The organism is Mycobacteroides chelonae CCUG 47445 (assembly GCF_001632805.1).
Taxonomy (GTDB): domain Bacteria; phylum Actinomycetota; class Actinomycetes; order Mycobacteriales; family Mycobacteriaceae; genus Mycobacterium; species Mycobacterium chelonae.
Genome location: NZ_CP007220.1, coordinates 1 through 25,374 on the forward strand (window position 1 = coordinate 1; position 25,374 = coordinate 25,374).

A 25,374-nucleotide genomic window follows, 5' to 3' on the forward strand; every position below is an offset into this window, starting at 1 on the left:
GGGGCTACTGTCGACGTGTCCCCTACTGCCAGAGAGATGCTCGCCGTTGACTGATGAACTGAATTCCCAGTTCACGGCGGTATGGAATACCGTCGTCGCAGAGCTCAATGGTGACGACAACCAATATTTGTCGAGTTTTCCGCCACTCACCCCTCAGCAGCGCGCCTGGCTCACATTGGTCAAGCCACTCACCATGGCCGAAGGTTTCGCACTGCTTTCCGTGCCGTCCAGCTTCGTGCAAAACGAGATCGAACGGCATCTGCGCGGACCCATCGTGGAGGCCCTTTCACGTCGCCTCGGCGAGAACGTCGAACTGGGTGTGCGCATCGCGGCACCGGCTCCTGGCGAAGATTTGGAAGTCGCCGGCCCCACGCCCGAGCTCGAGCTCGACGAGGTCGACGAGACCACCGAGGCGCTTGCTAGCGCACACGAATCGTGGCCGTCGTACTTCATCAACCGTCCGGGCGGGGCCGACAAGGCCGAGACTCCTGACACGAGCCTCAATGCGCGCTATACCTTCGAATCTTTCGTCATCGGCGCATCCAACCGGTTCTCGCACGCAGCCGCCGTCGCAGTTTCCGAAGCTCCGGCCCGCGCGTACAACCCCTTGTTCATCTGGGGTGAATCCGGGTTGGGTAAGACGCATCTACTGCACGCCGCCGGGAACTACGCCCAGCGCCTGTTTCCCGGTATGCGCGTCAAGTACGTCTCCACCGAAGAATTCACCAACGACTTCATCAATTCTTTGCGCGATGACCGTCGGGTCGCGTTCAAACGCAGCTACCGCGACATCGATGTTCTCCTGGTCGACGACATCCAGTTCATCGAGGGCAAGGAAGGTATCCAGGAGGAGTTCTTCCACACCTTCAACACCCTGCACAACGCCAACAAGCAGATCGTGATCTCCTCCGACCGGCCGCCGAAGGGCCTGGCCACTCTTGAGGACCGGCTGCGCACCCGCTTTGAGTGGGGCCTCATTACCGATGTTCAGCCCCCCGAACTGGAAACGCGGATCGCGATCCTGCGCAAGAAGGCACAGATGGACCGGCTGGACGTCCCCGATGACGTCTTGGAGCTGATCGCAAGCCGGATCGAACGCAATATCCGGGAACTTGAAGGTGCGCTCATCCGGGTGACAGCGTTCGCCTCTCTGAACAAGTCCCCCATCGAGCTGTCGCTGGCCGAGATTGTGCTGCGCGACCTCATCCCCGACTCAAACTCCATTCAGATCAGCGCCGCCACGATCATGGCGGTCACCGCGGAGTACTTCGATACCACCGTGGAAGAGCTTCGTGGCCCCGGCAAGACACGGGCGCTCGCGCAAGCACGCCAGATCGCCATGTACCTCTGCCGCGAACTCACGGACCTCTCGCTACCCAAGATCGGCCAAACGTTTGGACGCGACCACACCACCGTCATGTATGCCGACAAGAAGGTTCGTGGCGAAATGGCTCAGCGGCGTGAGGTTTTCGATCACGTCAAGGAACTCACCGCCCGGATCCGCCAGCGTTCCCGGCACTGACCTAATCCCTCCCCCACCCGGCCCCGCGGCCGGGTTTTTTTGTCTCACCGCACCGCGCCGGGCCCTCAACACGTGCCCATTTCAAGACTTTCCAAGATTTTTCTCGATGATTTTTTGTCACCTCGTGTGGCTCACACGTCACATCCACACCAATCGAAGTTGTGCACAGGACTGTGGACTGCTGTGGGGCAAACCTACGATCGGTTGGGGGTTGCTGAACGAATGACATGTCCTCCACATCCGCGGGCCGCAACCCTCCCCGGAATCCACAAACTCCTGACAACCCCTATGGGCCTCTGTCGTGCGACAACACTTGTCTGTCCACAGATTCCACAGCACCTACTAATACTGCTTAGATCTCTATCTAATCTTTCTCTTGAAAAGCAGCTGTGTGGATGGACGCGTCAACAAGGACCGTCCAGCCGGTAACCCAGCGATGGACTTCAGGGATCGTCGGAGAGACGGATCCGCTTTCCCGATGCGTCGAAAGCATCTACGGTTGTGCTTCGGAAGTCGCATGGCCTGACGGCTTCCGACGCCGAGTGACAGGACTTGTGCGCGGTACCCCGGTTACATGCCGGGGGTCGTCCGATGCGCTGTCAACGCTGTCACCCGGGCGTGCCACGATGGCTATCACGGATTTTTGTGTGCAGACAGTCCGACCTGGACAACGAGGAAGCGAAGGGTATTCATGGATCTTGCGAGCCCCACTGCCGCAGACACCAGCCTGAAGTTCAGGGTCGCGCGCGACGACTTCGCCGATTCGGTGGCGTGGGTTGCGCGGAGTCTGCCCTCGCGGCCGACGGTTCCGGTCTTGGCAGGTGTGCTGCTGACCGCGCATGACACAGGTCTGACCCTCTCGGGCTTCGATTACGAGGTTTCCGCGCAAGTGCAGGTGCCGGCGGAGGTCGCCGCCTCCGGTAGTGCGCTGGTGTCGGGCCGACTTCTTTCGGACATCACTCGGTCGTTGCCCAACAAGCCTGTCGATGTGGCCTTGGAGGGCACCCGCCTGCTGATCAGCTGCGGAAGCGCGAAGTTCTCGCTGCCGAGCATGCCGGTCGAGGATTACCCCGCCTTGCCCTCGCTGCCGGAGGAGACCGGTGCTCTGGGTTCGGAGGTGTTCTCCGAGGCGATCGGTCAGGTCGCTGTTGCCGCGGGCAAGGACGACACGCTTCCGATGCTGACGGGTATCCGTGTTGAAATCAACGGCGACACAGTGGTTTTGGCGGCAACAGACCGCTTTCGTCTGGCCGTTCGTGAGCTGAAGTGGACGTCCGGATCTAGTGAGACCAGCGCCGCGGTCTTGGTTCCGGCTAAGACGCTGTCCGAGGCGGCAAAGTCTGCGTCCAGCGGATCAGACGTGCAGCTCGCGCTGGGAGCGGGTTCGGCGATCGGATCCGAAGGTCTGTTGGGCATCGTCAGTAACGGCAAGCGCAGTACCACCCGTCTGCTGGACGCCGAGTTCCCCAAGTTCCGTCAGTTGCTGCCGACGGAGCACACCGCGTTGGCGACGATTGGTATCGCGGAGTTGGTGGAAGCCATCAAACGTGTTGCGCTGGTTGCCGATCGTGGAGCGCAGATCCGGTTGGAGTTCGAGCCGGGACTGCTGCGGTTGTCGGCAGGTGCCGATGATGTGGGCCGTGCCGAGGAAGAGCTCGAAGTGGATTTCGTCGGTGAACCGCTGACCATCGCCTTCAATCCGACGTACTTGACCGATGGTCTGGGGTCGCTGCACTCAAATCGGGTGACTTTCGGCTTCACCACTCCCAGCCGTCCGGCGGTACTGCGTCCGGCGGAAGACGATCAAAGCTCGCCAGAAGGTCCCGGGCCGTTTACGGCAGCGCAAACTGACTATGTCTATCTATTGATGCCGGTGCGCCTGCCCGGCTAGGGCTTGCGCCCCAATCGGTATAGGTACTGGTCATCGGAGGTTATGGGTCATGCAGCTGGGTTTGGTTGGACTGGGCAAGATGGGTTTCAACATGCGCGACCGGCTGCGCGCCGGTGGGCATGAGGTCATCGGATACGACCCGCGCCCGGAGGTCACCGATGTGCCGTCGCTTAAAGGGCTGGCCGATGCCTTAGAGACTCCTCGTGTGGTGTGGGTGATGGTGCCATCGGGGCCGATTACCCAACAGACGATCGCAGAGCTTGCCGAGGAATTGTCCGAAGGCGACCTCGTGATCGACGGCGGTAACTCAAGGTTCACCGAAGATCAGCCGAACGCAGATCTGTTGGCCGCCAAGGGGATCGGATACATCGACGCGGGTGTATCCGGCGGGGTGTGGGGCAAGGAGAACGGTTACGGACTGATGGTCGGCGGCAGTGACGCCGATGTGGCGCGGGCGTTGCCCATCTTTGACACGCTGCGGCCTGAGGGTGATCGCGAGGACGGCTTCGTACATGCCGGCCCGGTGGGCGCGGGGCACTACGCCAAGATGATTCACAACGGTATCGAGTATGGCCTCATGCATGCCTATGCCGAAGGGTACGAGCTGCTGGCGGCCGAACCGCTGATCACCGATGTGCAGGCCGTGCTGCAGGCCTGGACCAAGGGCACCGTGGTGCGGTCATGGCTGCTGGATCTACTGGCCAAGGCTTTGAAGGAAGATCCTGGCTTCGACGCGATTTCCGGATACACCGAAGACTCCGGAGAGGGACGCTGGACCGTAGAAGAGGCTATTAATCATCGGGTGCCCGCGCCGGTCATCGCTGCGTCGTTGTTCGCGAGATTTGCTTCGCGGCAGGAAGATTCACCCGCAATGAAGGCCGTCTCGGCCTTGCGTAACCAGTTCGGCGGCCACGCGGTCAAGCGCGTCGGTCTCTCCGGCTAAGGCACGCGCGCGGACCGACGTGTACGTACGACAGCTGGGATTGCGGGACTTCCGGTCATGGGAACGAGTTGACCTGGAGCTCGAACCCGGTCGCACCGTATTCGTCGGTCCCAACGGCTATGGCAAGACCAATATTGTTGAGGCCCTTTGGTATTCGTCGACTTTGGGATCGCACCGAGTTGCCACCGACGCTCCGCTGGTACGCAGCGGTGCCGAGAGGGCGGTGGTGTCGACCATCGTCGTCAACGACGGTCGGGAACTGGCGATCGATCTGGAGATCGCGGCTGGGCGGGCGAACAAGGCCCGGATAAACCGCTCCCCGGTGCGCAGCCCGCGGGAGATCGTTGGAATTCTGCATGCGGTGCTTTTTGCACCCGAGGATCTGTCCTTGGTGCGCGGCGATCCGTCTGATCGACGCCGTTTTCTTGACGACCTGCTGATTCAGCGCCGTCCCCGGATGGCTGGCGTGCGTGCCGACTACGACAAGGTGCTCCGGCAGCGCACCGCGCTACTCAAGACCGCGGGTGCGGCGTTGAGACAGCGGAATGATCAGAGTGTGCTGGACACCCTCGACGTGTGGAACGGGCATTTGGTGGCGCACGGCACCGAGTTACTTTCTGCGCGTATCGAATTGGTGGGCGAGCTACGGCCACTGGTAGAAAAGTCGTACCAGCTTCTGGCGCCCGCATCGCGGCTGGCCGATATCGCGTACCGCAGTAGCGTCGAGGGTGTCGAAGGAGAACTTTCGGTGGAACGCCTGGCGGAAGCGCTGTACGCCGGGCTGGCTGCGAAGCGGTCCGCGGAGATTGAACGCGGAGTCTGCCTGGTGGGACCGCACCGAGACGATCTGGAGTTACGGCTCGGCGACGGGCCGGCGAAAGGCTTCGCCAGTCACGGGGAATCGTGGTCTTTCGCCTTGGCTCTGCGGCTAGCGGCCTTTGACCTGCTCCGTTCCGACGGGACCGACCCCCTCCTCATGCTGGACGATGTGTTCGCAGAACTCGATGGCGCCAGGCGGCGGTCGTTGGCCACTGTCGCGGCCAACGCGGAGCAAGTACTGGTGACCGCCGCGGTCCCCGACGATGTTCCCGAGGAATTGTCGGCACGCACGGTTACCGTCGACATACAGGAAGATCCTTCGGGACGAAAGTCGGTGGCACATGAGTGAGGAAGAGGCCTGGCCGCCGGAGCATCTAGCCGGAGTCACAGGGATGGATCTGGTGCGGCGGGTGCTCGAAGAGGCACGTGGCGCGGCCAAGCAGCAAGGTAAAGATATCGGCAGAGGCGGCAGATCCCCGCAGCAGCGCCGACGGGTCGCGGGAGGGCGCCGCACCTGGTCAGGTCCGGGCCCGGATGCGCGTGATCCGCAGCTGCTGGGTAGGGCCGCAGGAGATCTGGCCAACAGGCGGGGCTGGTCCTCGCGAGTCTCCGAGGGTGCGGTGTTTGGCCGGTGGGAGGCCGTCGTGGGCGAGCAGATTGCCGCACATGCGACCCCGACCGCCCTGAACGAGGGCGTGCTGACGGTGTCGGCGGAGTCCACGGCCTGGGCTACGCAGCTGCGGCTGGTGCAGGCACAGCTGCTAGCGAAGATCGCGGCGGCGGTGGGAGACGGTGTGGTGACGAGTTTGAAGATCTCCGGGCCGACCGCGCCCTCCTGGCGTAAGGGTCCCCGACATATCGCCGGACGGGGTCCGCGCGATACCTACGGCTGAGGGCTCATCGCCGCGTCGTGCCGTAGAACCGGTGTCTAGACCGTCCTGACACGGCCTGATCCGAGATATGCGACGGACGGCGTAAATAGAGGGGATGAAACATGCCCTGAAGCTAGGTGCCGCCTGTGCAGACCAGTAGGATGTTGGTAACACGGTTCGCTGGGTCTGTGGCCCGCGAGAGTCGTTACTTCCAGACAGGAGACAAAGTCGATCGTGGCTGCGCCGAAGAAGAGTGCCAAGAGCGAATACAGTGCCGACTCGATCACCATCCTAGAGGGGCTCGAAGCGGTCCGGAAACGCCCCGGCATGTACATCGGGTCCACGGGTGAACGCGGTCTGCACCATCTGATCTGGGAAGTTGTCGACAACTCCGTTGATGAGGCGATGGCCGGCTATGCCACCACCGTCGAGGTGACGATGCTTGAGGATGGCGGCATCCAGGTCAAGGACGACGGCCGCGGTATCCCGGTGGCCATGCACGCCTCCGGCATACCCACCGTTGACGTCGTCATGACCCAGCTGCACGCCGGCGGCAAGTTCGACTCGGATTCCTATGCGGTGTCGGGCGGTCTGCATGGCGTGGGTATCTCGGTGGTGAACGCGCTCTCGACCAAGGTCGAGCTGGAGATCCTGCGCGATGGTCACGAGTGGCAGCAGGTGTACACGGCCTCAGTGCCGGGCACATTGCAGCAGGGCGCGGCCACCAAGAAGACGGGCACCACGGTCCGATTCTGGGCGGACCCGGAGATCTTCGAAACCACGACATACGACTTCGAGACGGTCGCCAGGCGTCTGCAGGAGCAGGCCTTCCTCAACAAGGGCCTGACCATCAAGCTCACCGACGAGCGTGTGAGCAACGCCGACGTGACCGACGAGGTGGTCAGCGACACCGCCGAGGCGCCTAAGACCGCTGAAGAGCAGGCCGCCGAATCGGCTGCGCCGCATAAGGTTAAGAACCGCGTCTTCCACTATCCCGATGGCCTGGTCGACTTCGTCAAGCACATCAACCGCACCAAATCAGCGATCCACACCACCATCGTCGACTTCTCCGGAAAGGGTGAAGGACACGAGGTCGAGATCGCGATGCAGTGGAACGCAGGCTACTCCGAATCGGTGCACACCTTCGCCAACACCATCAATACCCACGAGGGCGGCACGCACGAAGAGGGATTCCGCGCGGCGCTCACGACGGTGGTCAACAAGTACGCCAAGGAGAAGAAGCTTCTCAAGGAGAAGGACACCAACCTCACCGGCGATGACATCCGTGAGGGACTCGCGGCGGTCATCTCGGTAAAGGTCGGCGAACCTCAGTTCGAGGGTCAAACCAAGACCAAGCTGGGCAACACCGAGGTCAAGTCGTTTGTGCAGAAGGTGTGCAACGAGCAGCTGCAGCACTGGTTCGACTCGAACCCCGCCGACGCAAAAACTGTTGTGAACAAGGCGGTTTCGTCGGCACAGGCGCGGATCGCGGCGCGTAAGGCGCGTGAGCTGGTCCGCCGCAAGAGCGCCACCGACATCGGTGGGCTGCCCGGCAAGTTGGCCGACTGCCGCTCCACCGATCCGTCGAAGTCGGAACTATATGTGGTGGAGGGTGACTCGGCCGGTGGTTCGGCCAAGAGCGGCCGTGACTCGATGTTCCAGGCGATCCTGCCGCTGCGCGGCAAGATCATCAACGTTGAAAAGGCCCGTATCGACCGGGTTTTGAAGAACACAGAAGTCCAGGCGATCATCACCGCGTTGGGCACGGGTATTCACGACGAGTTCGACATCGCCAAGCTGCGGTATCACAAGATCGTGCTGATGGCCGACGCCGACGTTGACGGACAACACATTTCGACGTTGCTGCTGACGTTGTTGTTCCGTTTCATGCGCCCGCTGGTGGAGCACGGCCACATCTTCCTGGCGCAGCCGCCGCTGTACAAGCTCAAGTGGCAGCGCAGCCAGCCGGAGTTCGCATACTCCGACCGTGAGCGCGACGGGCTGATGGAGGCCGGGCTCAAGGCCGGCAAGAAGATCAACAAGGACGACGGCATCCAGCGTTACAAGGGTCTTGGTGAGATGGACGCCAAGGAGCTGTGGGAGACCACCATGGATCCGTCCGTGCGTGTACTGCGCCAAGTGACGCTCGACGACGCCGCCGCGGCCGACGAGCTGTTCTCGATTCTGATGGGCGAGGACGTGGAGGCGCGCCGCAGCTTCATCACCCGAAACGCCAGGGACGTGCGCTTCCTCGACGTGTAGTGACGCTCGCCCGACGGGCGAGATAGTTGCGGATTCAATTTGGTCTTGAATCTTTTTGTCGGTGCGTGGAACCGATCCTGAGGCCTCGACGTCGTACGTACGAGTACGAAAGCAGCCGGAGGGATTGTCCACATGGGTGAGAAGTTCAGCGTCGACATTGCGAAGCTGGCGGGTTTTGGTGGCGGCGTCGAGGATTTGGCCGGGTATCTGGGCAAGGTTCAGAGTCTGGTCGATGCAGAGGCCGGTCCCAAGGACGGCTGGGAGGGGCTCATGTCCCAGCTGAAGGGGCCCTTCGAGGCAACGAAGACCAAGACATCGCAGCGCTACGACAAGCGCCAGGTCGCGATGTACATGACCGGCAATGAATTGATCTCGCTGGCCAACACCTACAAAGAACAAGAAAACAAGACCGGGGCCAGGATCCGGGCCGCCGCATCGCCGCTGCCCGGACACGATTCCAGGCGCGATGGTGATGCGACGACGACGGCTCCACACCTCGCGACAGGCGATACTCCCGACCTGACGGCGCCCGAGCATGAGGTGGCCGATGTGGTGTCGATCGTGCGGGAGAAGGCGGCGTGGGTTGCTGATGCCGACGAAGCGATCCAGAAGGTCTCCGGATGGAGTCCGATCAACGACACGTTCGAAAAGCTCGTCGGTAACTGGGCCGAGTTGACCCGCATCGGCAACGTGTATGAGAAGGCCGGCAAGGGCATGGAGGGTGCGGGCAAATCCCTTGAGTCAATGACCGACCAGTCCAAATCGCATTGGGATGGTAAGTCGGCCCAAGCCTTTGATGAATACGCGAAAAAGCTGAGCAAGGCGCTGGAGGCAGAGGCTCCGCTGACGAAGGTCATCAAGGACTGCCTGGACGTGCTGGTGGAGCAGATCAAGAAGTTGATCAAAACCATCGTTGACATGGTGGTCGAAAAGCTAAAGCAGGAAGTCCAGATCGACAACTGGAAGGACGCCCTGAAGGTTCTGGCGAAGAAGATTCCGATCGCCGGAACCGCTTGGCAGGTAGAACGTTTGGCCGCCATTCTCTACGAGGTCTTTCAGGAGGCGCAAAAGCTGGTCGACCAGGTCCAGAAGGCAGTCGATCTGGTGAAGTCCGTCATCGAGTTCTTCGAGGACCCGGCCGAATATCTGAAAGCCAAGGGGCAGGACGCGTTGAACAAGGCGGTGGATAACGCGCTGGGTAAGGCGGGCGTGGAGAGTGATGCCGCGAAGCAACTGGTCAAGGATCTGCCTGCGGCGGTGTTGGCGGCGCCGAGTTATCAAGCTGCGCCCGGCGACGGCTATACCGGCGGCACGGGAGGTTCTCCGTGGGAGGATGGCAAGTGATGGAGGTTCCACTCGATCCGGCGTTACAGGCGCTGGTGCGTAAGGTCACCGATGGTGTTGCGGAGATGGAGGCGGTTCGACTGGCCGGTGAACGGTACATCGATACCCCGATCGAGCCGAGTTTTACCGAGCGCAGACAGGCTGCTTCAGAACCTCAAAAACCCCCTACCCCAACGGAGTTGGAGGAAGACGACTTCTATGCCTTCAAAGATCCGTTCGGTACGAACAAGCGGAAGTGATATGAGCAAACGAGCATTGTTGGTTACGGTCGCCGCAGTGGGGTTTTTTAGCGCTGCGTGCGGTTCACAGGAGGCTGAGGGCACTCAGACGCCTTCGTCGACACCCTCGGGTTCAGCGGCGGCCACAACCACGCAGTCATCCGAGGCCAAAGATTCGGGCTACCAACCGTTTACCCCTGCGACGGATCCCTGCGGTGTCGTAGCGCCGGAACGATTGGCCCCACAGGGTGCCGCGCCGATCAAGGCACGTGCAATGGATGATGACGGCACCGGTATCCAGCAATGCAATTACGAGGATGCCGGTGGGCATGACGTGCTTAATGTGAAGCTCTTCAAGAATTCGACGGGGGCCGCCAATTTCCGGGCGATTCACCTCAGAATTCTGAAGTCCGAGGGCACCGATATCTACGTCATGAAGGATGAACCGAACGAGTGCGGTGTCGGGCTTTTAGGGCCAGAGGACAACATTGCCCAGTTTGAATTCGAGCCGGGCGACGCAGCCGTCGCCGCTGCTGCCTTGTCCGCCGGACAGACATGGTGTGACTTCTCAGCGCCCGTGATCGTCGAGGCCAACAAGAAGTTGGGTTGGACCAAGTAGCGCTAACGACTTTGGGTGGCTAAGCCAGCCACCCAGAGTCATTCTGAATCACTCGTATTTGACGTCCCAGCCGAGCTTTTTGTAGCGCTGCTTCTCACGTTCCTGCGCTTGCTTGTCGGCCTTCTCCTGCTCGCTCCAGTCGCCGATGACGGCAGGTGATGCCTTGGGTAGGTCGCCCATGAACTCGTAGGTGTTGTCGAGGTTGATCAGGATCGCCGGGGTCTCGTGGTCGTCGTCCTCGTCGTGACCGCCCTTACCGTGGGCGCCCGCGCCCCCCATCATGCCCATGGGACCCATCGCGCCGCCGCGTACTCCGGAAGCGCCGACGGCAGCCGGGTTGGTGCCCGCTCCGCTAGTGGCTCCACCGGGAAGTCCGCCGCCGGCTCGCAATGCGCTGGCACCGCCGGCAGTTCCCGAGGCGAGGCCTGTACCGCCAGCAGAACCTGAGGATCCGTAACCGGCGGCGGTCGTCGCTCCTAGTGGGAGGCCGGAACCACCTGTGCCCGTACCGGTTCCAGATCCAAACGGCGAGCTTCCGCCAGCACCCGAACCGGAGCCGGAGCCTTGCCCGCCGCCCGAGCCGCTGCCGGAACCTGAACCTGAACCGGCGCCTTGCCCCTGCCCTTGTCCGCCCTGCCCCTCACCGTTGGCGAGCTGCGGCTTGGTGTCCTTGTTGGCCAGGCCGTCGGCGCCGCCGCCCGGGGACTGCAGATTGGTACCGGACCCACCACCCGAGTTGCCGCCGCCGCCCCCGCCGCCCCCGCCGGATCCTTGAGGCATCGAGCCCATCGGCGAGCCTTGCTTGGCCTCATCAACCTCGGGTCTGTCAACATTGAGTGGCTCGGTGTAGAGACGTTGTGCCTCGGTCCGAACGGCTTCTAGGAGTTTCTGTTTGGCATCTTTGTCGGTGTTGTCGGGCGGTACGGGGTACTGCTGTGGAACGTAACCCGCGTTGGTTAGGCAAGCTCCGTCCTGAAACAGTGCATTCTGCAGCTTCCCGGCCTTGGTAGGGATACCATCTTCGGCCTGGAGCTCTTGGTACTTGGCGTTAAGCGCGCCGATTGCAGCCTCGGGTCCTTTACCAGTCCAGATCGGCTGCATAACGCTGGCAGCCCGCGTGTAGTGCTCGGCGGCATCGGAAACCTTCGTGTAGATATCGCTCCACTTCTGGGCCGCATTGAAGGCGCCGTCGGGCTTGAGCTGACTGAGCTTTCCGACGATGTCGGCGTGTGACATACCGTCCCATCCGTCACCGGACATGTTTGCTCCCTCCAGTTGTCATTTAGGAAGTTTCGCGACCGTATCGGTCGCAATCTCGATGGCCTTGGTGCAGGCGTCGGGGATCCTGGTGGCGGCTCCGGCATCGACGTTAACGAGGGTCGCGACAACGGCCTTCTGGGACGGGACCTGCACGGAACAGAATCCGGTACCGGGTTGGCTCAGGCGATGCTGAGAACCTTGCAGCCCGGCAATGGTCAAGGGCTGTGCGTCCGGATAATTGTTGGTGTCGAGATACTCCGAGATAGAGCGATTGGCTACCAATTGCTGAACGTACCAACCTTTTCCGTTCCAGATACAGCCACGTTGCAGGCCGTCATCTACACCTTTGACAGTGGCCGGATCTAGTCCCCATTTACTCAATTCTGCGGCGCTGTAGGCCACGCAGGGATCGAAGGTGGTGCCGTCAGTGTTTGAATTCGGTGTCTGATGTGGGCCAGAGACGGCGTTGCTGGTCGGAGGTGAAGAGCTAGTCGCGCCGCTAGTCCCTGGGGACGAATCGGCGGTTGCAGTCTTAGCGTCTCCGGACACGGTGTCAGCACAGCCCGCCATCGCCAGCGCAGTGGCCGCCGTCACGAGCACGAAGCGAGAAGCGCGGCTCATTTGTACTCGACTGTCAGCTTGTGATCAAAGACGCGGCCGGCGTTGTACGCGTCCATGTTGTTGTACAGAAGCTCCATGGCCAGTACGTGATCGATCTTCGCTTGGCAGTCGGCCTTCAATGCGGTGAGGCGAGTCACCATCTCAGGCGCCTGTTTGCGGTAATGCGCCATAGCCTGTTGCCCCGTGTTCAGTGCCCCAAAACCTTCAATGTTGCCCGCTTGTTGCGCGATTTGAAGCGCCTCGTTGATGAGATCAAGAGCGGGTAGCAGCTCCTTGGCGACCGTTTGCCCGGCCTTTTCGTCCATGTGCAGCACCTGACCAGCGTCGTTGGCCGCGCTCCGCTGCGCGTCGGGGGTCATCCCACCCAAATCGAAGTCGTAGTTCTTTTCCGTCATGCTCCGCCTCCAGAAACCTGCTCTCAAATGGATACGACGCCCCTACCCCAGGTTCGGTTCCATCTTTCCGGAACTTTCTTTGACGGAGTCCGGGCGGGGTCTACCTCGCCGCGTACCTGGGAAGAAAACCCCAGACCAGGGTCCTAATCGTAGGCGAAGCTTTAGCCCTGACGGGACGGGTCGCCACCGAGCCCGGAGGCGGTTCGGTCGTCGGTCGCGATGAATGCTGTGCTGGTCAGCCGAAGCTTGTCGCGATAGTCATCGCAGCGGGCCCCGTCACCGGTCATCAGCCCGGCTAGCCGCTCGACGGCGGGTCCGATGTCGGCCATCTGGTCGGCGTAGTGAGAGCCAAATGTCTCGGCGCGCAGCTCGCAGGACCGAACCTTGTCCCCTTGAGCCCGCAGACCCTCGGCGGCGCGTCCCCAGACGCCCGCCAAACTCTCGACACCGTCGGAGTCGATGTACGTCATAAGAGCGACCCTTCTTAGTTTCAACTACCTATTCCGACGCAGGCCCACGGAAATCGGTTCCATGAATTTCGTGTGGATTACAGCTCCGGGCAGGTGGCGGTGAGCTCGACGGGGTGGGGCTCGTCGAACGTCTTGTTTCGGTAGATCCGATACAGGTTGGCCTTGATGTGAAGGGTGTTGCCTTCTTTGGTCACCGATGCTTCGGCGGGAACCCGGGTGGTGTAGTTGAACAGGGCCCCGCCGACATAGCCGTGAAGTACGGCACCATCTTTCACCTCAAAGGTGAGGGTGTTTCCGGGGTTACCCAAGCCCGGTTTAACCGCAATCTTCAACGAGCCGTTCGGTTCTCGGCTGCAGGAGGCGGCATCGGTGCCGTCGACCAGGACTCGTCCGTCCACCGTCGCATCCACTCGCGGCCCCCTGGGGTCGGTCTTGGGAGGCACGGGCGGTGCCGACGGCTGCTGTGGATGGGGGTAAGCGGGGCATGTTGCCGTGACGGTAAACGGAATCGGCTTAGGCTCACCCGGGTCCAGATTCAGGAACACCACACCGGAAACGTTGTAGGTCGAGCCCTGCACCACCACGGTGGGAGGTGATGGCAGATGGGACCACGTCTTCCACAGATACATGCCACCATCCGGTGCCCCGATGCGAATCTCGTTCACGGTGGATGTCCCGGTGTCCAGCCGCAAGCTCAGTGAACTCGCTTGTGGTGCCGTGCTAAAGCCGATTGTGGGCTCCTCAGTAAACCCGAGACAGACCGGGTCGCTGAATGCCAGCGGATGCCCGTCGAGGGTGGCTTCGATGGTGGCCGGACCGCGAGGGAAATTGGGAGGGAGGGGCGCCGTGGTGGTCGAGACCGGCGCCACCGCCGATGTCGCGGTGGGCGTATCGGCCGGCGGCTTCGGATCGCACGCGGCAGCGGGCACCCCGACGAGCAATGCCAGGAGGATTCCCAAGGTCCTCTTCGTCGCCGGGCTAGCGCTCAGTCCCGATATCCGTAACATCAGAGCCCCCTCAACTAATCTGTCCACCAGAGTTTTTCGCTTGTGTGGCCGCCGACGGATCATGCGGCGCAGGCACCCCCGCGCCGGACGGACTGCAGTGCGGATAGCGGAATACGGGGCTGCCACGCGGCGGAGTGAACCGGTCCCATACGTTCGGCGGGCATGACGAGCACAAGGTCGTCGCCGTCGAGGTACCAGGCCTTGTAGTCGCCGCTGTAGCCGCCGTGGCCGGGCTGGGGTTCGAACTGGCCAATGGTGAATTGGGGGGTCTTGTCCAGGGCGACAGCCTGCTCCACGTAAGGGCGTATGAGCGGCGGGAGTGCGGTCAGCGGATCGACACCCGGGCAGAACAGGTCCGCGAGCGCGAGCTGCCTTCTGTTCGTCTGCTCGAAAGTGAAGGTGACCACCGCATCGTTGGGGTGCGGCGTTCCGGTGACGAACCAATCTTCTGTGAAGACGACGGACAGGGTGTGCGGAGACTTATAGGTCTTGTAGCCCAGGCTCGCTTCGCTGTTTTGCGTGAGGTTGTCATTCGGGTGGCCGAATTTGTTGAAGAAGCCGGTGAGGAATTGTTGGAGCACCGGTCCGGCTGCTGGGTCGTCCAGCAGGTTAACGGGATAGGTGGCTTGAACTTTCGCCGTGATGTTCTTCGCGTTCGTGCCGGTAAGTGCGCAGCTTTCCTTGGAGCCGTCCCACGTGCCACCCACGTTCGTGCACAGGTCTGTCGGCGGCGCGGCGGTTGCGGGACTTTGCACGGGACTCGCGGTGGAGCAGGCTGCCAGCGCGAGAAGAAGCGCTGCCAGCGGACGTAGTTTCCGGACTGTCATTGTCGCCATGGTGTTCCTTCCGTCATCCGCCGAGCGCCGTCAGCGCTCTCTGATAAACGTCGCGCTTCTTATCCCGGTTGCCGTCGTAGTAGTTGACGATATCGGTCACCGCGTCGATTCCTCCGCTATCGGCAGCGGCATTGATCCCGTGGGCGGTCCAGTACCACTCCGCGGCCGCGAATCCGTACTCGGGCTGTTGGAGCAGTTCGGGTGTCTGGGTGAAATCCATTGGCGGATTTGGGCTATAGCTCTGGTTGTACCACTCGGTGAATCGCTGGTAGTTGCTTCTGCCGGTGACCTGGATCGGACCACGCCCCATAAACCGCGCACCGTCGCCCGGTTCTGTGTTTCCGAGCTCTTGCCCTTTCGAGGTTTGCGGGCCGTAGTGCGCGTTGAACCAGTCGGCGTCGGGCCCGCCCGGATAGGCGCCCTCGTACCACATGGTCAGCTCACCGGATTCGATTGCACAGGTGGCAAGGAACGCTGCCTGCCGCTGCGGGGTATCGATGCCGGCGTGTTCCATCATGGCGTTGAGCTGGTCGAGAATTCGTTGTTGCTGTTCCGGGGGCAGGCTTGCGAAGGCGCCTTGATTGAAGACGGCCTGCAGCTGATCCATCGTCACCTTGTGGAAAGAGCTGTCCTCCGGGCCGTTTTCGCCGATGTTGAGTGCTTGGCGCAGGATGGTGTAGTTGTCGGTGACGAATTGGTCCATGCTGGTGTTGGCGTCGTTGAAGGCGGCGATGGCGGTGGCGAATGCGCCGATGACGCTGGTGCGTAGGTCGTCTTTGACTTGTCGGGCAGGCCAATTGACGCCGGGGCTGCCGTGCCAGGCATAGAGATGTTTTTCTGAGCCTTCGACTCCGGTGTTGTTGGCGCTGATCGCGGCGGCGCCGGTGGTGAGCCGGTTGGCGAAATCGGTGGGGTTGTTCTGAATCGTTCCTTCAATCATCAGGGTGATCGCCGCGGTGTATTCGTCTTGTTTTTTGTTCAGACCGAAGTACAGGTTGTCGTCGACGCCTTTGACGGCTTCTTGGGCGTCCTTGAGCTTTTGAAGGTTGGCTTGCAGTTGTTCGGTGTTGGTTTTGTATTTCTCCCAGGCCGCATCGGCGGCATGGCCTTTGACGTATTGCGAGAGGCGTTCGGTCTCCCCGATCAGCCCGACTTGTTCGGTGCCACCGGTGACCGCGTCTTGCAGGTGGTCTCCGGATTCGCGGATCACCTTCAAGTTGATGTCGGCTTCCTTGTAGTAGGCGGCCTCAAAATCGGCGGCACTGCGGTCCATCGGCAGCCCCGATAAGTCGACCCCGGCCTGACTCAACTCGCCCTGGTGAGTCTTCAAAATCTCCCAGTACCCACAAAAATCCCGGATCTTGGCACCGTCATCGAGCACCTGCCGACCCGTGTCATAAACCACCACCACAAACCCCCTCAGCCCTAGTACTTCAGCCGGTTTCCACGAAATTCCCAGAAGCTGTCCTCGTCGTCCCAACCGGGTGCGGCCGGCCGCGTCCGGGACACATCTTTGGCCGCGATGGGGGACTCCTTCGCAGGTAAAGGCGCGTTTCCTGCTTCCCAGGCGGCGCGTTCCCGTGCCTGGCGGGTCTGCTCGGCGCGGATTTCTTGGAAGCGCTGGGCGGTTTTCAATTTACGAGCCTCAGAGGAGCGCCCAAACTCCAGTTGTAAGGCGTACAGCCGGTCCGCGTACCCCATGTGCCCATGTCCCTTCACGCCCTCGAAGTGCCCAGATTCCGCCTCTAAGTACTTGAGACGGCGGTACGCCAGATTCGGTTCCATCGAATTCGGGTGTGTGGAGAACGGCACCACGCAGGGTGCGGTGGGCTCGATGCTTCAGCGGCGGAGCGCTTGCCGCGCATCAAGATCCACACATACTCGTGAGTACCGCGCGAATCTGGGGATCACCACACGCCCGGAACCAGCCGGTAGCGCACCCGGGCCGCGTACTCGGGATAGCCGTCGAGTTCCCGGCTGAGCAGCCGCTCTTCCCCGACTGCGCGAAATCCCAGCGCGAGGACGGTCGCCACCGACCCGGCCAAGCCGTACCAGGAGCCCAGCAGCAGCGGCATGCCTATGAGGAACGGGATCGCACCCGAGTACATGGGATGGCGGACATAGGCATAGGGGCCCGTATCGACAATCGAATGTCCACGCTCTGCTTGCACCTTTACGACGGGCGCGGCAAAGCTGTTGGCGCGGAAGACGAGCACCATGGACAACAGCGAGACGGCGATGAGTACCGCGCCTACGACCTGGATCCAGATTGGCACCGTTGACCAGCTCCAGCGATGGTCGAGCCCGGGTACCGCGAACCAGATCGGCATGCTGATGATGGCGAACACCACAAAGACTTTGTCCCATGAGGTTTGGTTGGGCTGGCGGGGTGAGCCGAGCCGCTCGGCGAGCAGGGCCGGGTTGTAGTTGAGCAGCCAGAGGTGCACCCCGAGGTTCAGGACGGTGACCTCGATTCCGAGAATCCATAGCTGGGGCCAATGCCAGGTTCCCGCGGCCAGGACCATGAGCCCGCCCAAGGCGAGGGTGGACACGATGTTGGCGACGAGCAGCTTGACCAGCAGCCGCGTCTTCGACGGAATGGCCTGGGGCATGTATCGACGTTACTGCTCTGCCAGCCGTTCTAACAGCAGTGACGACTCGTCGTCCTTCAGTTCGATACCGAAGATGTCTCGCAGCGTCACCACGACTTCCTCGGGTTTCAGCTGCCGAGTCTCACGGCCTATGCCGGGTCGGATGTCGTGCAGCTCGCGGTGATCCAGGATGTACGCGTGATCGGCCGCGATTTTCTGTACGAAAACCCTTGTACTGAAGGGTGAATGGGGACTCGATGCGACGAAGTAACTCGCGGCGCGATAGTCGATCGGGTATTGCGGTTCCAGTACGAAGGTGTACCGGCTCATCCACCCCGGCAGCGCCCCGTCCCCGGCGGCCTCGGACAGGGTCCAGCCGTCGGCGCCGGGGGTGACCTCGCCGCGCAGCAGTTGGTACGTCCACGATTCGTCGTCGACGGTGTCCTCGTCGACAATGCGTATCGGAGCAAGAGGGCTGGTGCCGAATCCGACGTCGCAGAGCCAGTGTTGTCCGTCCAGCCGGACCACAAGCATGCCGTGCGTCGCGGGTCGAATCGTGGTGGCGCCCATCTGCACGCGCCCTTGAATTCCGAAGAAGTCGAAGCCGAGGCGCTCCAGAACCGCAGCGAACAGGGCGACATGCTCGTAGCAGTAGCCGCCGCGGGGTCCGCGCAGCAGCTTCGCCTGGACCGTCGGGATATCCAGTGCGACGTGCTTGTGCAGCACCGCATCGAGGTTCTCCCACTTGACGTTCAGGACGTGCCCGCGCTGTAGGCGCCGCAGGGTGTCCAGGGACGGCGACGGGGCGCCGTCGAAGCCTATGAAGGCCAGGTATTCGTCGAGCTCGAGCTCGTCTCCGTTCCACATGGTGTGGACAACTTACTTGCTCCCGGCCACAGGCCTGTAGCGCCATGGACCATATCTGGCAGAACGGTGAAACGGTGCTGTTCACGGCGTCAATCGGGTGTGTTTCGTCGTCGGTGAGGGCGCCGACGGGCACGGGTCTGTCATGTCACCGCGCACCCGTACCCTAACCACATGGCCGCTGACCGTCCCACCATCTTCTTTGCGTCGCAACGAGACTGGGAAGAGTGGCTGGAAGAGAACCACGAGAACTCCCCCGGCGTCTGGATCAAGATGGCCAAGAAGGCCAGCGGCATCCCCAGCATCAACCACAAGGAAGCCCTGGAGGAGGCACTGTGCTTCGGGTGGATCGACGGACAGGCCAAATCGCTCGACGAGCAGTACACCTTGCGCATGTTCACTCCACGTCGCGCCCGCAGTACCTGGTCGAAGATCAACGTCGGCCATATCGAACGGCTTACCGGTGAGGGCCGGCTCAGGCCCGCTGGCCTACGAGAAGTGGATGCCGCCAAGTCCGACGGCCGTTGGGACGCCGCCTACAGCTCGCAGGCCACCATCGAAGTCCCCGAGGACTTCGCGCAGGCACTGCGCGCCGAGCCGCATGCGCAGCAGTTCTTCGACTCCCTGACCAAGACGGCGCGCTGGCCGTTCCTGTTCCGGCTCACCACCATCAAGAGACCGGAGACTCGCGCCCGGCGGATCGTGCAGTACGTCGAGTTGCTGGCGCAGGGAAAGAAGTTGAGCTAGCGCGCTCATGCCTTGTGCGCGACGGACACGATGTAGTCCGAATGCAGCGAGAAGAGCCTCATACCTACCGAATTGAACTGCGCGCGCAGCAGCGGGTTGACATGTTTCATATCGGGTTGGCGCAGTCGCTTGGCCAGGAACTTGGACAGCGGCGGATAGACATCATCGGCGATGGACCATGTCTCGGCCCGCGCAAAGCCCATGTCCAGCAGCAGATCCCGGTAGCCCTGGACATCGACGGCCCAGGGCACCGCGCTCGGTGGCGCACCTTGCCAGCCGCGACGGGCCACCTGATTACGTGCCAGCGCGGTAAGCGCGGTGCGGCGCGGGACGATGTCTGCCGTCACCAGACGTCCACCGGGCTTGAGCACACGCAGCGCCTCCCGGAAGAAGTCGATGCGCGACGGGAAATGAAAGGCCGACTCCAGCGCGACCACCTTGGTGCAGGACTCGTTCCCGAACGGTAGATCGGTGGCCGAGGCCTTGACATAGGAGATCGTGTCGGACAGACCGGCCTCGGCGACCCGTTGAGTCGAGATCGCGATCTGTTCCTCGGCGATGTTGACCCCGGTGATCTTTTTTACCTTGAACTCGTTGGCCCACAGAATGTCTTGATCGCCGTATCCGCAACCGCAATCCACCACCACGTCCTTCGAGGTGAACCCGGCGCTGGAGGCAACCAGGCGTGCAAGGTCGCGGCTGGCCTCGTCGAGGGTCGTCGGGTGGTCGCGCCAGTACCCGAAGTTGATGAAGAGGGACTCTTCGCCGAACAAGTTCTGCGGACCGACGATGTCGTAGACCATCCCGGTCTTGGGGCCGTCGGCGTTTGATACCGCGACCGCCGCCATGCGCCGCCACTCGTCGGCCCATCGGCGTAGCCGTTCGCCGGTGGATTCCTCGGTGAAATCGGACGTCAGAGTGGTCATGGCTGGCAGCTCCCTTTCGGCCCTGGCCGCCTCGTTGCGGCTCACGCCTGCGTAACAAACAGTACCGGATACCTGGGATATCGGCATCTAAAGCCGCTGAGAACGACGCACGGGCCTGGATCCGAGAAACCCATCGCACAAGTGACTAGGCTGGTGGGGTTGCCCGGCCTTCTCCGGGCGCAGCATGAACGAGGAGCACATGACCGACACAACGCTGCCCCCCGGCGGTGACGACGCCGTCGACCGGATCGAGCCGGTAGACATCCAGCAGGAGATGCAGCGCAGCTACATCGATTACGCCATGAGCGTCATCGTGGGCCGCGCCCTGCCTGAAGTGCGCGACGGCCTTAAGCCCGTGCACCGTCGCGTCCTCTACGCGATGTACGACTCCGGGTTCCGGCCCGACCGCAGCCACGCCAAGTCGGCGCGCTCGGTAGCCGAGACCATGGGTAACTACCACCCGCACGGCGACTCGTCGATCTACGACACCTTGGTGCGTATGGCGCAGCCATGGTCGCTGCGCTACCCACTGGTGGACGGCCAGGGAAACTTCGGCTCGCCGGGTAACGACCCCGCCGCCGCCATGCGTTACACCGAGGCCAGGCTGACACCGCTGGCCATGGAAATGCTGCGTGAAATCGACGAGGAAACAGTCGATTTCAGCCCGAACTACGACGGCCGGGTCATGGAGCCGACCGTGCTGCCGAGCCGGTTCCCCAACCTGCTCGCCAACGGCAGCGGCGGTATCGCCGTCGGTATGGCCACCAACATGCCGCCGCACAACCTGCGTGAGTTGGCTGAGGCCGTCTACTGGGCACTGGATAACCACGAGGCCGACGAGGAGACCACCCTCAAGGCGGTCTGCGAGAGGATCAGCGGTCCCGATTTCCCGACATCCGGTTTGATTGTTGGGACACAAGGGATTCACGACGCCTACACCACCGGACGCGGCTCCATCCGCATGCGCGGTGTGGCTGAAATCGAGGAAGACTCCAAGGGCAGAACGTCTTTGGTGATCACCGAGTTGCCGTACCAGGTCAATCACGACAACTTCATCACTTCGATCGCCGAGCAGGTGCGCGACGGAAAGATCGCCGGCATCTCCAACATCGAAGACCAGAGCTCCGACCGTGTCGGCCTGCGAATCGTGGTGGTGCTCAAGCGTGATGCCGTTGCCAAGGTGGTGCTGAACAACCTCTACAAGCACACCCAGCTGCAGACCAGCTTCGGCGCCAACATGCTCTCGATCGTCGACGGCGTACCCCGCACCTTGCGCCTGGACCAGCTGATCCGGCACTACGTCAATCACCAGTTGGACGTCATCATCCGGCGTACCCGGTACCGGTTGCGCAAGGCCAACGAGCGTGCACACATCTTGCGCGGTTTGGTCAAAGCCCTTGACGCCCTTGACGAAGTGATCGCGTTGATCCGTGCTTCGCAGACTGTCGATATCGCCCGGCAGGGCCTTATCGAGCTGCTCGACGTCGACGAGATTCAGGCCCAGGCCATCCTCGACATGCAGCTGCGCCGCCTGGCGGCCCTCGAGCGGCAGAAGATCGTCGAGGATCTCGCCAAGATCGAGGCCGAGATCGCCGACCTGGAAGACATCCTGGCCAAGCCGGAGCGTCAGCGTGCCATCGTCAAGGACGAACTCGCCGAGATCACCGAGAAGTACGGCGACGATCGCCGCACGCGCATCATCTCCGCCGACGGCGATGTCGCCGACGAAGACCTCATCGCACGCGAGGACGTCGTCGTCACCATCACCGAAACCGGATATGCCAAGCGCACCAAGACCGACCTGTATCGCAGCCAGAAGCGCGGCGGTAAGGGCGTGCAAGGTGCGGGCCTGAAGCAGGACGACATCGTCAAGCACTTCTTCGTGTGCTCGACGCATGACTGGATCCTGTTCTTCACCACCAAGGGTCGCGTCTACCGGGCCAAGGCGTACGACCTGCCCGAGGCGGCTCGTACTGCGCGGGGCCAGCACGTTGCCAACCTGCTGGCCTTCCAGCCGGAGGAGCGCATCGCCCAGGTCATCCAGATCAAGGGTTATGAGGACGCGCCTTACCTGGTGCTGGCCACCAAGAACGGTCTGGTGAAGAAGTCCAAGCTCACCGACTTCGATTCCAACCGCAGCGGCGGCCTGGTGGCAGTCAACCTGCGTGACGGCGACGAATTGGTGGGCGCGGTGCTGTGCGCCGCCGAGGACGATCTGCTGCTGGTGTCGGCGCACGGCCAGTCCATCCGGTTCAGCGCGACCGACGAGGCGTTGCGGCCGATGGGCCGCGCTACCTCGGGTGTGCAGGGCATGCGGTTCAACGGGGAGGACGAGCTGTTGTCGCTCAATGTCGTCCGCGAGGGCACCTACCTGCTGGTGGCGACGTCGGGCGGCTACTCCAAGCGCACCGCGATCGAGGAGTACCCGGTGCAGGGCCGTGGCGGTAAGGGCGTGCTGACGGTTCAGTACGACCCGCGCCGGGGTTCTCTGGTGGGTGCACTCATCGTGGACGAGGACGCCGAGCTCTACGCCATCACGTCCGGCGGCGGCGTCATCCGCACCATCTCGAAACAGGTTCGTAAGGCCGGTCGCCAGACCAAGGGCGTGCGGTTGATGAATCTCGGCGAGGGCGACACCCTATTGGCAATCGCGCATAATGCCGATGAGGGTGATGCTGACCCTGACGACGACACAGCCAGCGCAAGCGAGTAAGGAGCTGTAGGTGAGTTCACCGAACGATCCGGGGGAGTCTGGCGCCAACGAACGCCCCGTGGACCAGGCGGACTTGCCTCCCTGGCAGCGGGCGGAGCGGCGGCGTGGTTCACACGCCGCCGCCACCGGCCCGCAGCGGATTCCCAGCAGGGAACCGCGCCCCGGCGGCGCCCCGACGGAGATCATCCCCATCGTGGACGACGCCACCGCGCCTCCAACGGCTCCGACGTCGGCGCCGCGGCCCGGGCCCCGCCCGTCGGCCGGCCTGGATGCCCGGCTCAGCCGGTTCATCTCGGGCACCGCGGCCCCGGCCGGATTCAACACCCCGCCGGAGCGTCCCGAACCCGAAGCAGCAGTGCCGGAGCTGGAGTCCTACGACGAGGCGCCGGAGCATCCCGAGGTGCCGGAGCGTCCCGAAAGAACCGAGCGGCCCCAGCGGCCCGAGCCGGTGCGTTCGGGCACCCCGTGGGGCGAGGCGAGCGCACAAGAGCCCGTGCGCGCCCCCAAGAACAACGACCTGCCCGACCTGTCGGGCCCGGTCCCCCGTCCTCCGCGTAGAAGTGATGCGGCACAAGGTGGTTCGGCAGTAACGGTGGGCCCCTCGCGCCGCGGCCCGCTGCGGGCGGCCATGCAGATCAGGCGCGTGGATCCGTGGGCGACCCTCAAGGTGTCGTTGGTGTTGTCGGTGGTGTTCTTCTTCGTCTGGATGATCGCCGTCGCGATGCTGTATCTGGTGCTCGGCGCGATGGGTGTGTGGTCCAAGCTCAACGAGAACGTCGGTGAGCTCATCACCAACAGCGGCGGCGGTGAGCTGGTGTCCAGTGGCACCATCTTCGGCACCGCGCTGCTGATCGGTTTGGTGAACATCGTGCTGATGACCGCGGCCGCCACCATCGGTGCGTTCATCTACAACCTGACCACCGATCTAGTCGGCGGTATCGAGGTCACACTGGCCGATCGCGACTAACGGTTTGGGATGCAACCCATCCGTGCGGTAATCTCTGCCTTCGGTTCAGGGGCTATAGCTCAGGTGGTTAGAGCGCTTCGCTGATAACGAAGAGGTCGGAGGTTCGAGTCCTCCTAGCCCCACCACACTCGTTGGGAGGTCGACCACATGAGAGTGCTGCTGCTGGTGCTCACATTGCTGGGCGTGGCCTACGCGACAGCAATCACCGTGGCGCGCAACAACATGGAAGTGTGGCACACAGCAGCAGGTGAGGGGCCTTAGCTCAGTTGGTAGAGCGCTACCTTTGCAAGGTAGATGTCAGGAGTTCGATTCTCCTAGGCTCCACTCAAGTTTCCCGTTCGCGCGACCCGATACGGCCCTACGGCTGAGGTTGCGAATCCACACTCGGCGCCAGCGGCGACGGTTCGGGCTGCCCTGAGCGCCGCAGCACGCTGAATGCGACGGCGCCCGCACCCAGCAGACCGACGACCGCAAGGCCGGTCAACGCGCGCGGCAGCTTGCGCTTGCGGGCTCCGCTGACCACCTCGGGCAGGGTGTCCACGACATCGGCGACGGCCTCCTGCACCTCCGACGACACCGCCTTGCCGCGACGCACCAGCTTGCCGGCCACGCCCGCCGCCGATTTGGCCAGCCCGAACCCGAGTCCAGCGGTACCGCGTGAGACGTCGATGGGGGCCAGCGCGGCCTCCTTCAGACCCCGTACGAGCCGCTCCCCGGAGGTGAGCTTGACGGCGGGTTCGGAGGTCTTGGTCAGCAGGCTCATTGTCAGCGGGTCCCTTCGTCGGGCGGTGATCTCCAGAATGACTGGTACTCCAGATTGCCATCTTTGCGCCGCCTATTGGGAAACATCCGCATGAATGTCTTTTCGGCGCGGATAAGGTGGTCGTCGTGACTTCACCAATCCAGACACAGACCGCCACCTTGCACACCAACCACGGCGACGTCGTCATCGCGCTCTTCGGCAACCACGCCCCGAAGACCGTCGCCAACTTCGTCGGTCTCGCCGACGGCAGCAAGGACTACTCCACGAAGAACGCCAAGGGCGAGGTCGCCGGCCCGTTCTACGACGGCGCCGTCTTCCACCGCGTCATCGAGGGATTCATGATCCAGGGCGGTGACCCCACCGGCACCGGCCGCGGTGGCCCCGGATACCAGTTCGCCGACGAGTTCCACCCCGAGCTGCAGTTCGACAAGCCGTACCTGCTGGCCATGGCCAACGCCGGACCCGGCACCAACGGCTCCCAGTTCTTCATCACGGTCGGCAAGACCCCGCACCTGAATCGTCGCCACACCATCTTCGGTGAGGTTGTGGACCCCGCTTCCCAGAAGGTCGTCGACGCCATCGCCTCCACCTCCGTCGATCGCGGCGATCGTCCCACCGAGGACGTCGTGATCAACTCCATCACCATCAGCTAGATCTCGATGGCTCATCCCGGACAGGTACCGGTCTACGGGTGCGCTTGGCACCCGGACCGGGCCACCGCGGT

25 protein-coding genes and 2 tRNA genes are annotated in these 25,374 nt (G+C 62.7%); 15 read left to right on the forward strand and 12 right to left on the reverse strand.

Features of this window, described 5'->3' with window-relative positions; translation table 11 throughout:
- Positions 1-46 precede the first annotated feature (46 nt).
- The 9 genes from dnaA (at position 47) to BB28_RS00045 (ending at position 10,490) form a co-directional block, all read left to right on the forward strand.
- Positions 47-1,522: a chromosomal replication initiator protein DnaA gene (gene dnaA, locus BB28_RS00005; RefSeq protein WP_030097698.1), complete on the forward strand. Its 1,476-nt coding sequence runs from the start codon at positions 47-49 to the stop codon at positions 1,520-1,522.
- A gap of 691 nt (positions 1,523-2,213) precedes the next feature.
- On the forward strand, positions 2,214-3,413 hold the full coding sequence (gene dnaN / locus BB28_RS00010; RefSeq protein ID WP_046251964.1) for a DNA polymerase III subunit beta: 1,200 nt from the start codon (positions 2,214-2,216) through the stop codon (positions 3,411-3,413).
- A gap of 49 nt (positions 3,414-3,462) precedes the next feature.
- Entirely contained in the window at positions 3,463-4,356 is an 894-nt protein-coding gene (gene gnd, locus BB28_RS00015; RefSeq protein WP_046251966.1) for a phosphogluconate dehydrogenase (NAD(+)-dependent, decarboxylating), read from the forward strand.
- A gap of 19 nt (positions 4,357-4,375) precedes the next feature.
- The gene (recF, locus tag BB28_RS00020; RefSeq protein ID WP_046251967.1) at positions 4,376-5,524 is read left to right on the forward strand and encodes a DNA replication/repair protein RecF; all 1,149 of its coding nucleotides are present in this window, start codon (positions 4,376-4,378) and stop codon (positions 5,522-5,524) included.
- Positions 5,517-6,068 (forward strand): DUF721 family protein, encoded by a 552-nt coding sequence (locus BB28_RS00025; protein WP_046251969.1) that lies wholly within the window; start codon positions 5,517-5,519, stop codon positions 6,066-6,068. Before recF ends, BB28_RS00025 begins: the two co-directional genes overlap by 8 nt.
- A gap of 213 nt (positions 6,069-6,281) precedes the next feature.
- On the forward strand, positions 6,282-8,309 hold the full coding sequence (gyrB, locus tag BB28_RS00030) for a DNA topoisomerase (ATP-hydrolyzing) subunit B (RefSeq protein WP_046251970.1): 2,028 nt from the start codon (positions 6,282-6,284) through the stop codon (positions 8,307-8,309).
- Between the two features lie 132 nt (positions 8,310-8,441).
- Complete coding sequence (locus tag BB28_RS00035; protein WP_046251972.1) at positions 8,442-9,653, forward strand: hypothetical protein; 1,212 nt, start codon at positions 8,442-8,444, stop codon at positions 9,651-9,653.
- Complete coding sequence (locus tag BB28_RS00040; protein WP_046255395.1) at positions 9,653-9,892, forward strand: hypothetical protein; 240 nt, start codon at positions 9,653-9,655, stop codon at positions 9,890-9,892. Before BB28_RS00035 ends, BB28_RS00040 begins: the two co-directional genes overlap by 1 nt.
- Before the next feature lie 253 nt (positions 9,893-10,145).
- Complete coding sequence (locus BB28_RS00045; protein ID WP_046251973.1) at positions 10,146-10,490, forward strand: hypothetical protein; 345 nt, start codon at positions 10,146-10,148, stop codon at positions 10,488-10,490.
- Positions 10,491-10,538: 48 nt separating this feature from the next.
- Here BB28_RS00045 and BB28_RS00050 read toward each other — a convergent pair whose 3' ends face one another.
- The 10 genes from BB28_RS00050 to BB28_RS00095 all read right to left on the reverse strand — a co-directional run bounded on the left by BB28_RS00050 (position 10,539) and on the right by BB28_RS00095 (position 18,537).
- The gene (locus BB28_RS00050; RefSeq protein WP_064393347.1) at positions 10,539-11,750 is read right to left on the reverse strand and encodes a hypothetical protein; all 1,212 of its coding nucleotides are present in this window, start codon (positions 11,748-11,750) and stop codon (positions 10,539-10,541) included.
- Positions 11,751-11,768: 18 nt separating this feature from the next.
- Entirely contained in the window at positions 11,769-12,371 is a 603-nt protein-coding gene (locus BB28_RS00055; protein WP_046251975.1) for a DUF3558 family protein, read from the reverse strand.
- A complete protein-coding gene (locus BB28_RS00060) occupies positions 12,368-12,766 on the reverse strand; it encodes a hypothetical protein (protein ID WP_046251976.1) in 399 nt (132 codons plus the stop codon). The genes BB28_RS00055 and BB28_RS00060 overlap by 4 nt, the downstream gene beginning before the upstream one ends.
- A 161-nt stretch (positions 12,767-12,927) precedes the next feature.
- A complete protein-coding gene (locus BB28_RS00065) occupies positions 12,928-13,236 on the reverse strand; it encodes a hypothetical protein (protein WP_046251978.1) in 309 nt (102 codons plus the stop codon).
- Positions 13,237-13,313: 77 nt separating this feature from the next.
- A complete protein-coding gene (locus tag BB28_RS00070; protein WP_064393348.1) occupies positions 13,314-14,195 on the reverse strand; it encodes a lipoprotein LpqH in 882 nt (293 codons plus the stop codon).
- 107 nt (positions 14,196-14,302) lie between these two features.
- Positions 14,303-15,070: a DUF3298 domain-containing protein gene (locus BB28_RS00075; RefSeq protein ID WP_081252177.1), complete on the reverse strand. Its 768-nt coding sequence runs from the start codon at positions 15,068-15,070 to the stop codon at positions 14,303-14,305.
- A 22-nt stretch (positions 15,071-15,092) separates the two neighbouring features.
- A complete protein-coding gene (locus BB28_RS00080; protein WP_126315361.1) occupies positions 15,093-16,487 on the reverse strand; it encodes a glycoside hydrolase family 19 protein in 1,395 nt (464 codons plus the stop codon).
- 17 nt (positions 16,488-16,504) lie between these two features.
- On the reverse strand, positions 16,505-16,891 hold the full coding sequence (locus BB28_RS00085; RefSeq protein ID WP_225421967.1) for a hypothetical protein: 387 nt from the start codon (positions 16,889-16,891) through the stop codon (positions 16,505-16,507).
- 95 nt (positions 16,892-16,986) lie between these two features.
- Entirely contained in the window at positions 16,987-17,691 is a 705-nt protein-coding gene (locus BB28_RS00090; protein ID WP_201257826.1) for a methyltransferase family protein, read from the reverse strand.
- A gap of 9 nt (positions 17,692-17,700) precedes the next feature.
- Positions 17,701-18,537 (reverse strand): arylamine N-acetyltransferase family protein, encoded by an 837-nt coding sequence (locus BB28_RS00095; protein WP_046251982.1) that lies wholly within the window; start codon positions 18,535-18,537, stop codon positions 17,701-17,703.
- A 171-nt stretch (positions 18,538-18,708) separates the two neighbouring features.
- Here BB28_RS00095 and BB28_RS00100 point away from each other — a divergent pair, with 171 nt between their 5' ends.
- A complete protein-coding gene (locus tag BB28_RS00100) occupies positions 18,709-19,281 on the forward strand; it encodes a YdeI/OmpD-associated family protein (protein ID WP_046251983.1) in 573 nt (190 codons plus the stop codon).
- Positions 19,282-19,286: 5 nt separating this feature from the next.
- Here BB28_RS00100 and BB28_RS00105 read toward each other — a convergent pair whose 3' ends face one another.
- On the reverse strand, positions 19,287-20,252 hold the full coding sequence (locus tag BB28_RS00105; protein ID WP_052740065.1) for an SAM-dependent methyltransferase: 966 nt from the start codon (positions 20,250-20,252) through the stop codon (positions 19,287-19,289).
- Between the two features lie 154 nt (positions 20,253-20,406).
- Here BB28_RS00105 and gyrA point away from each other — a divergent pair, with 154 nt between their 5' ends.
- The 4 genes from gyrA (at position 20,407) to BB28_RS00125 (ending at position 24,211) form a co-directional block, all read left to right on the forward strand.
- Entirely contained in the window at positions 20,407-22,920 is a 2,514-nt protein-coding gene (gene gyrA, locus BB28_RS00110; protein WP_046255400.1) for a DNA gyrase subunit A, read from the forward strand.
- A gap of 10 nt (positions 22,921-22,930) precedes the next feature.
- Complete coding sequence (locus BB28_RS00115; protein WP_046251985.1) at positions 22,931-23,887, forward strand: DUF3566 domain-containing protein; 957 nt, start codon at positions 22,931-22,933, stop codon at positions 23,885-23,887.
- A 48-nt stretch (positions 23,888-23,935) separates the two neighbouring features.
- Positions 23,936-24,012, forward strand: a tRNA-Ile gene (locus tag BB28_RS00120).
- Between the two features lie 126 nt (positions 24,013-24,138).
- Positions 24,139-24,211: transfer RNA gene (locus BB28_RS00125), tRNA-Ala, on the forward strand.
- A gap of 34 nt (positions 24,212-24,245) precedes the next feature.
- Here BB28_RS00125 and cwsA read toward each other — a convergent pair.
- A complete protein-coding gene (gene cwsA, locus BB28_RS00130) occupies positions 24,246-24,650 on the reverse strand; it encodes a cell wall synthesis protein CwsA (RefSeq protein WP_046251987.1) in 405 nt (134 codons plus the stop codon).
- A gap of 116 nt (positions 24,651-24,766) precedes the next feature.
- Between cwsA and BB28_RS00135 the strand changes: the two genes are divergently transcribed.
- Positions 24,767-25,303, forward strand: coding sequence for a peptidylprolyl isomerase (locus BB28_RS00135; RefSeq protein WP_191985243.1), 537 nt, complete (start codon positions 24,767-24,769; stop codon positions 25,301-25,303).
- Positions 25,304-25,374 lie beyond the last annotated feature (71 nt).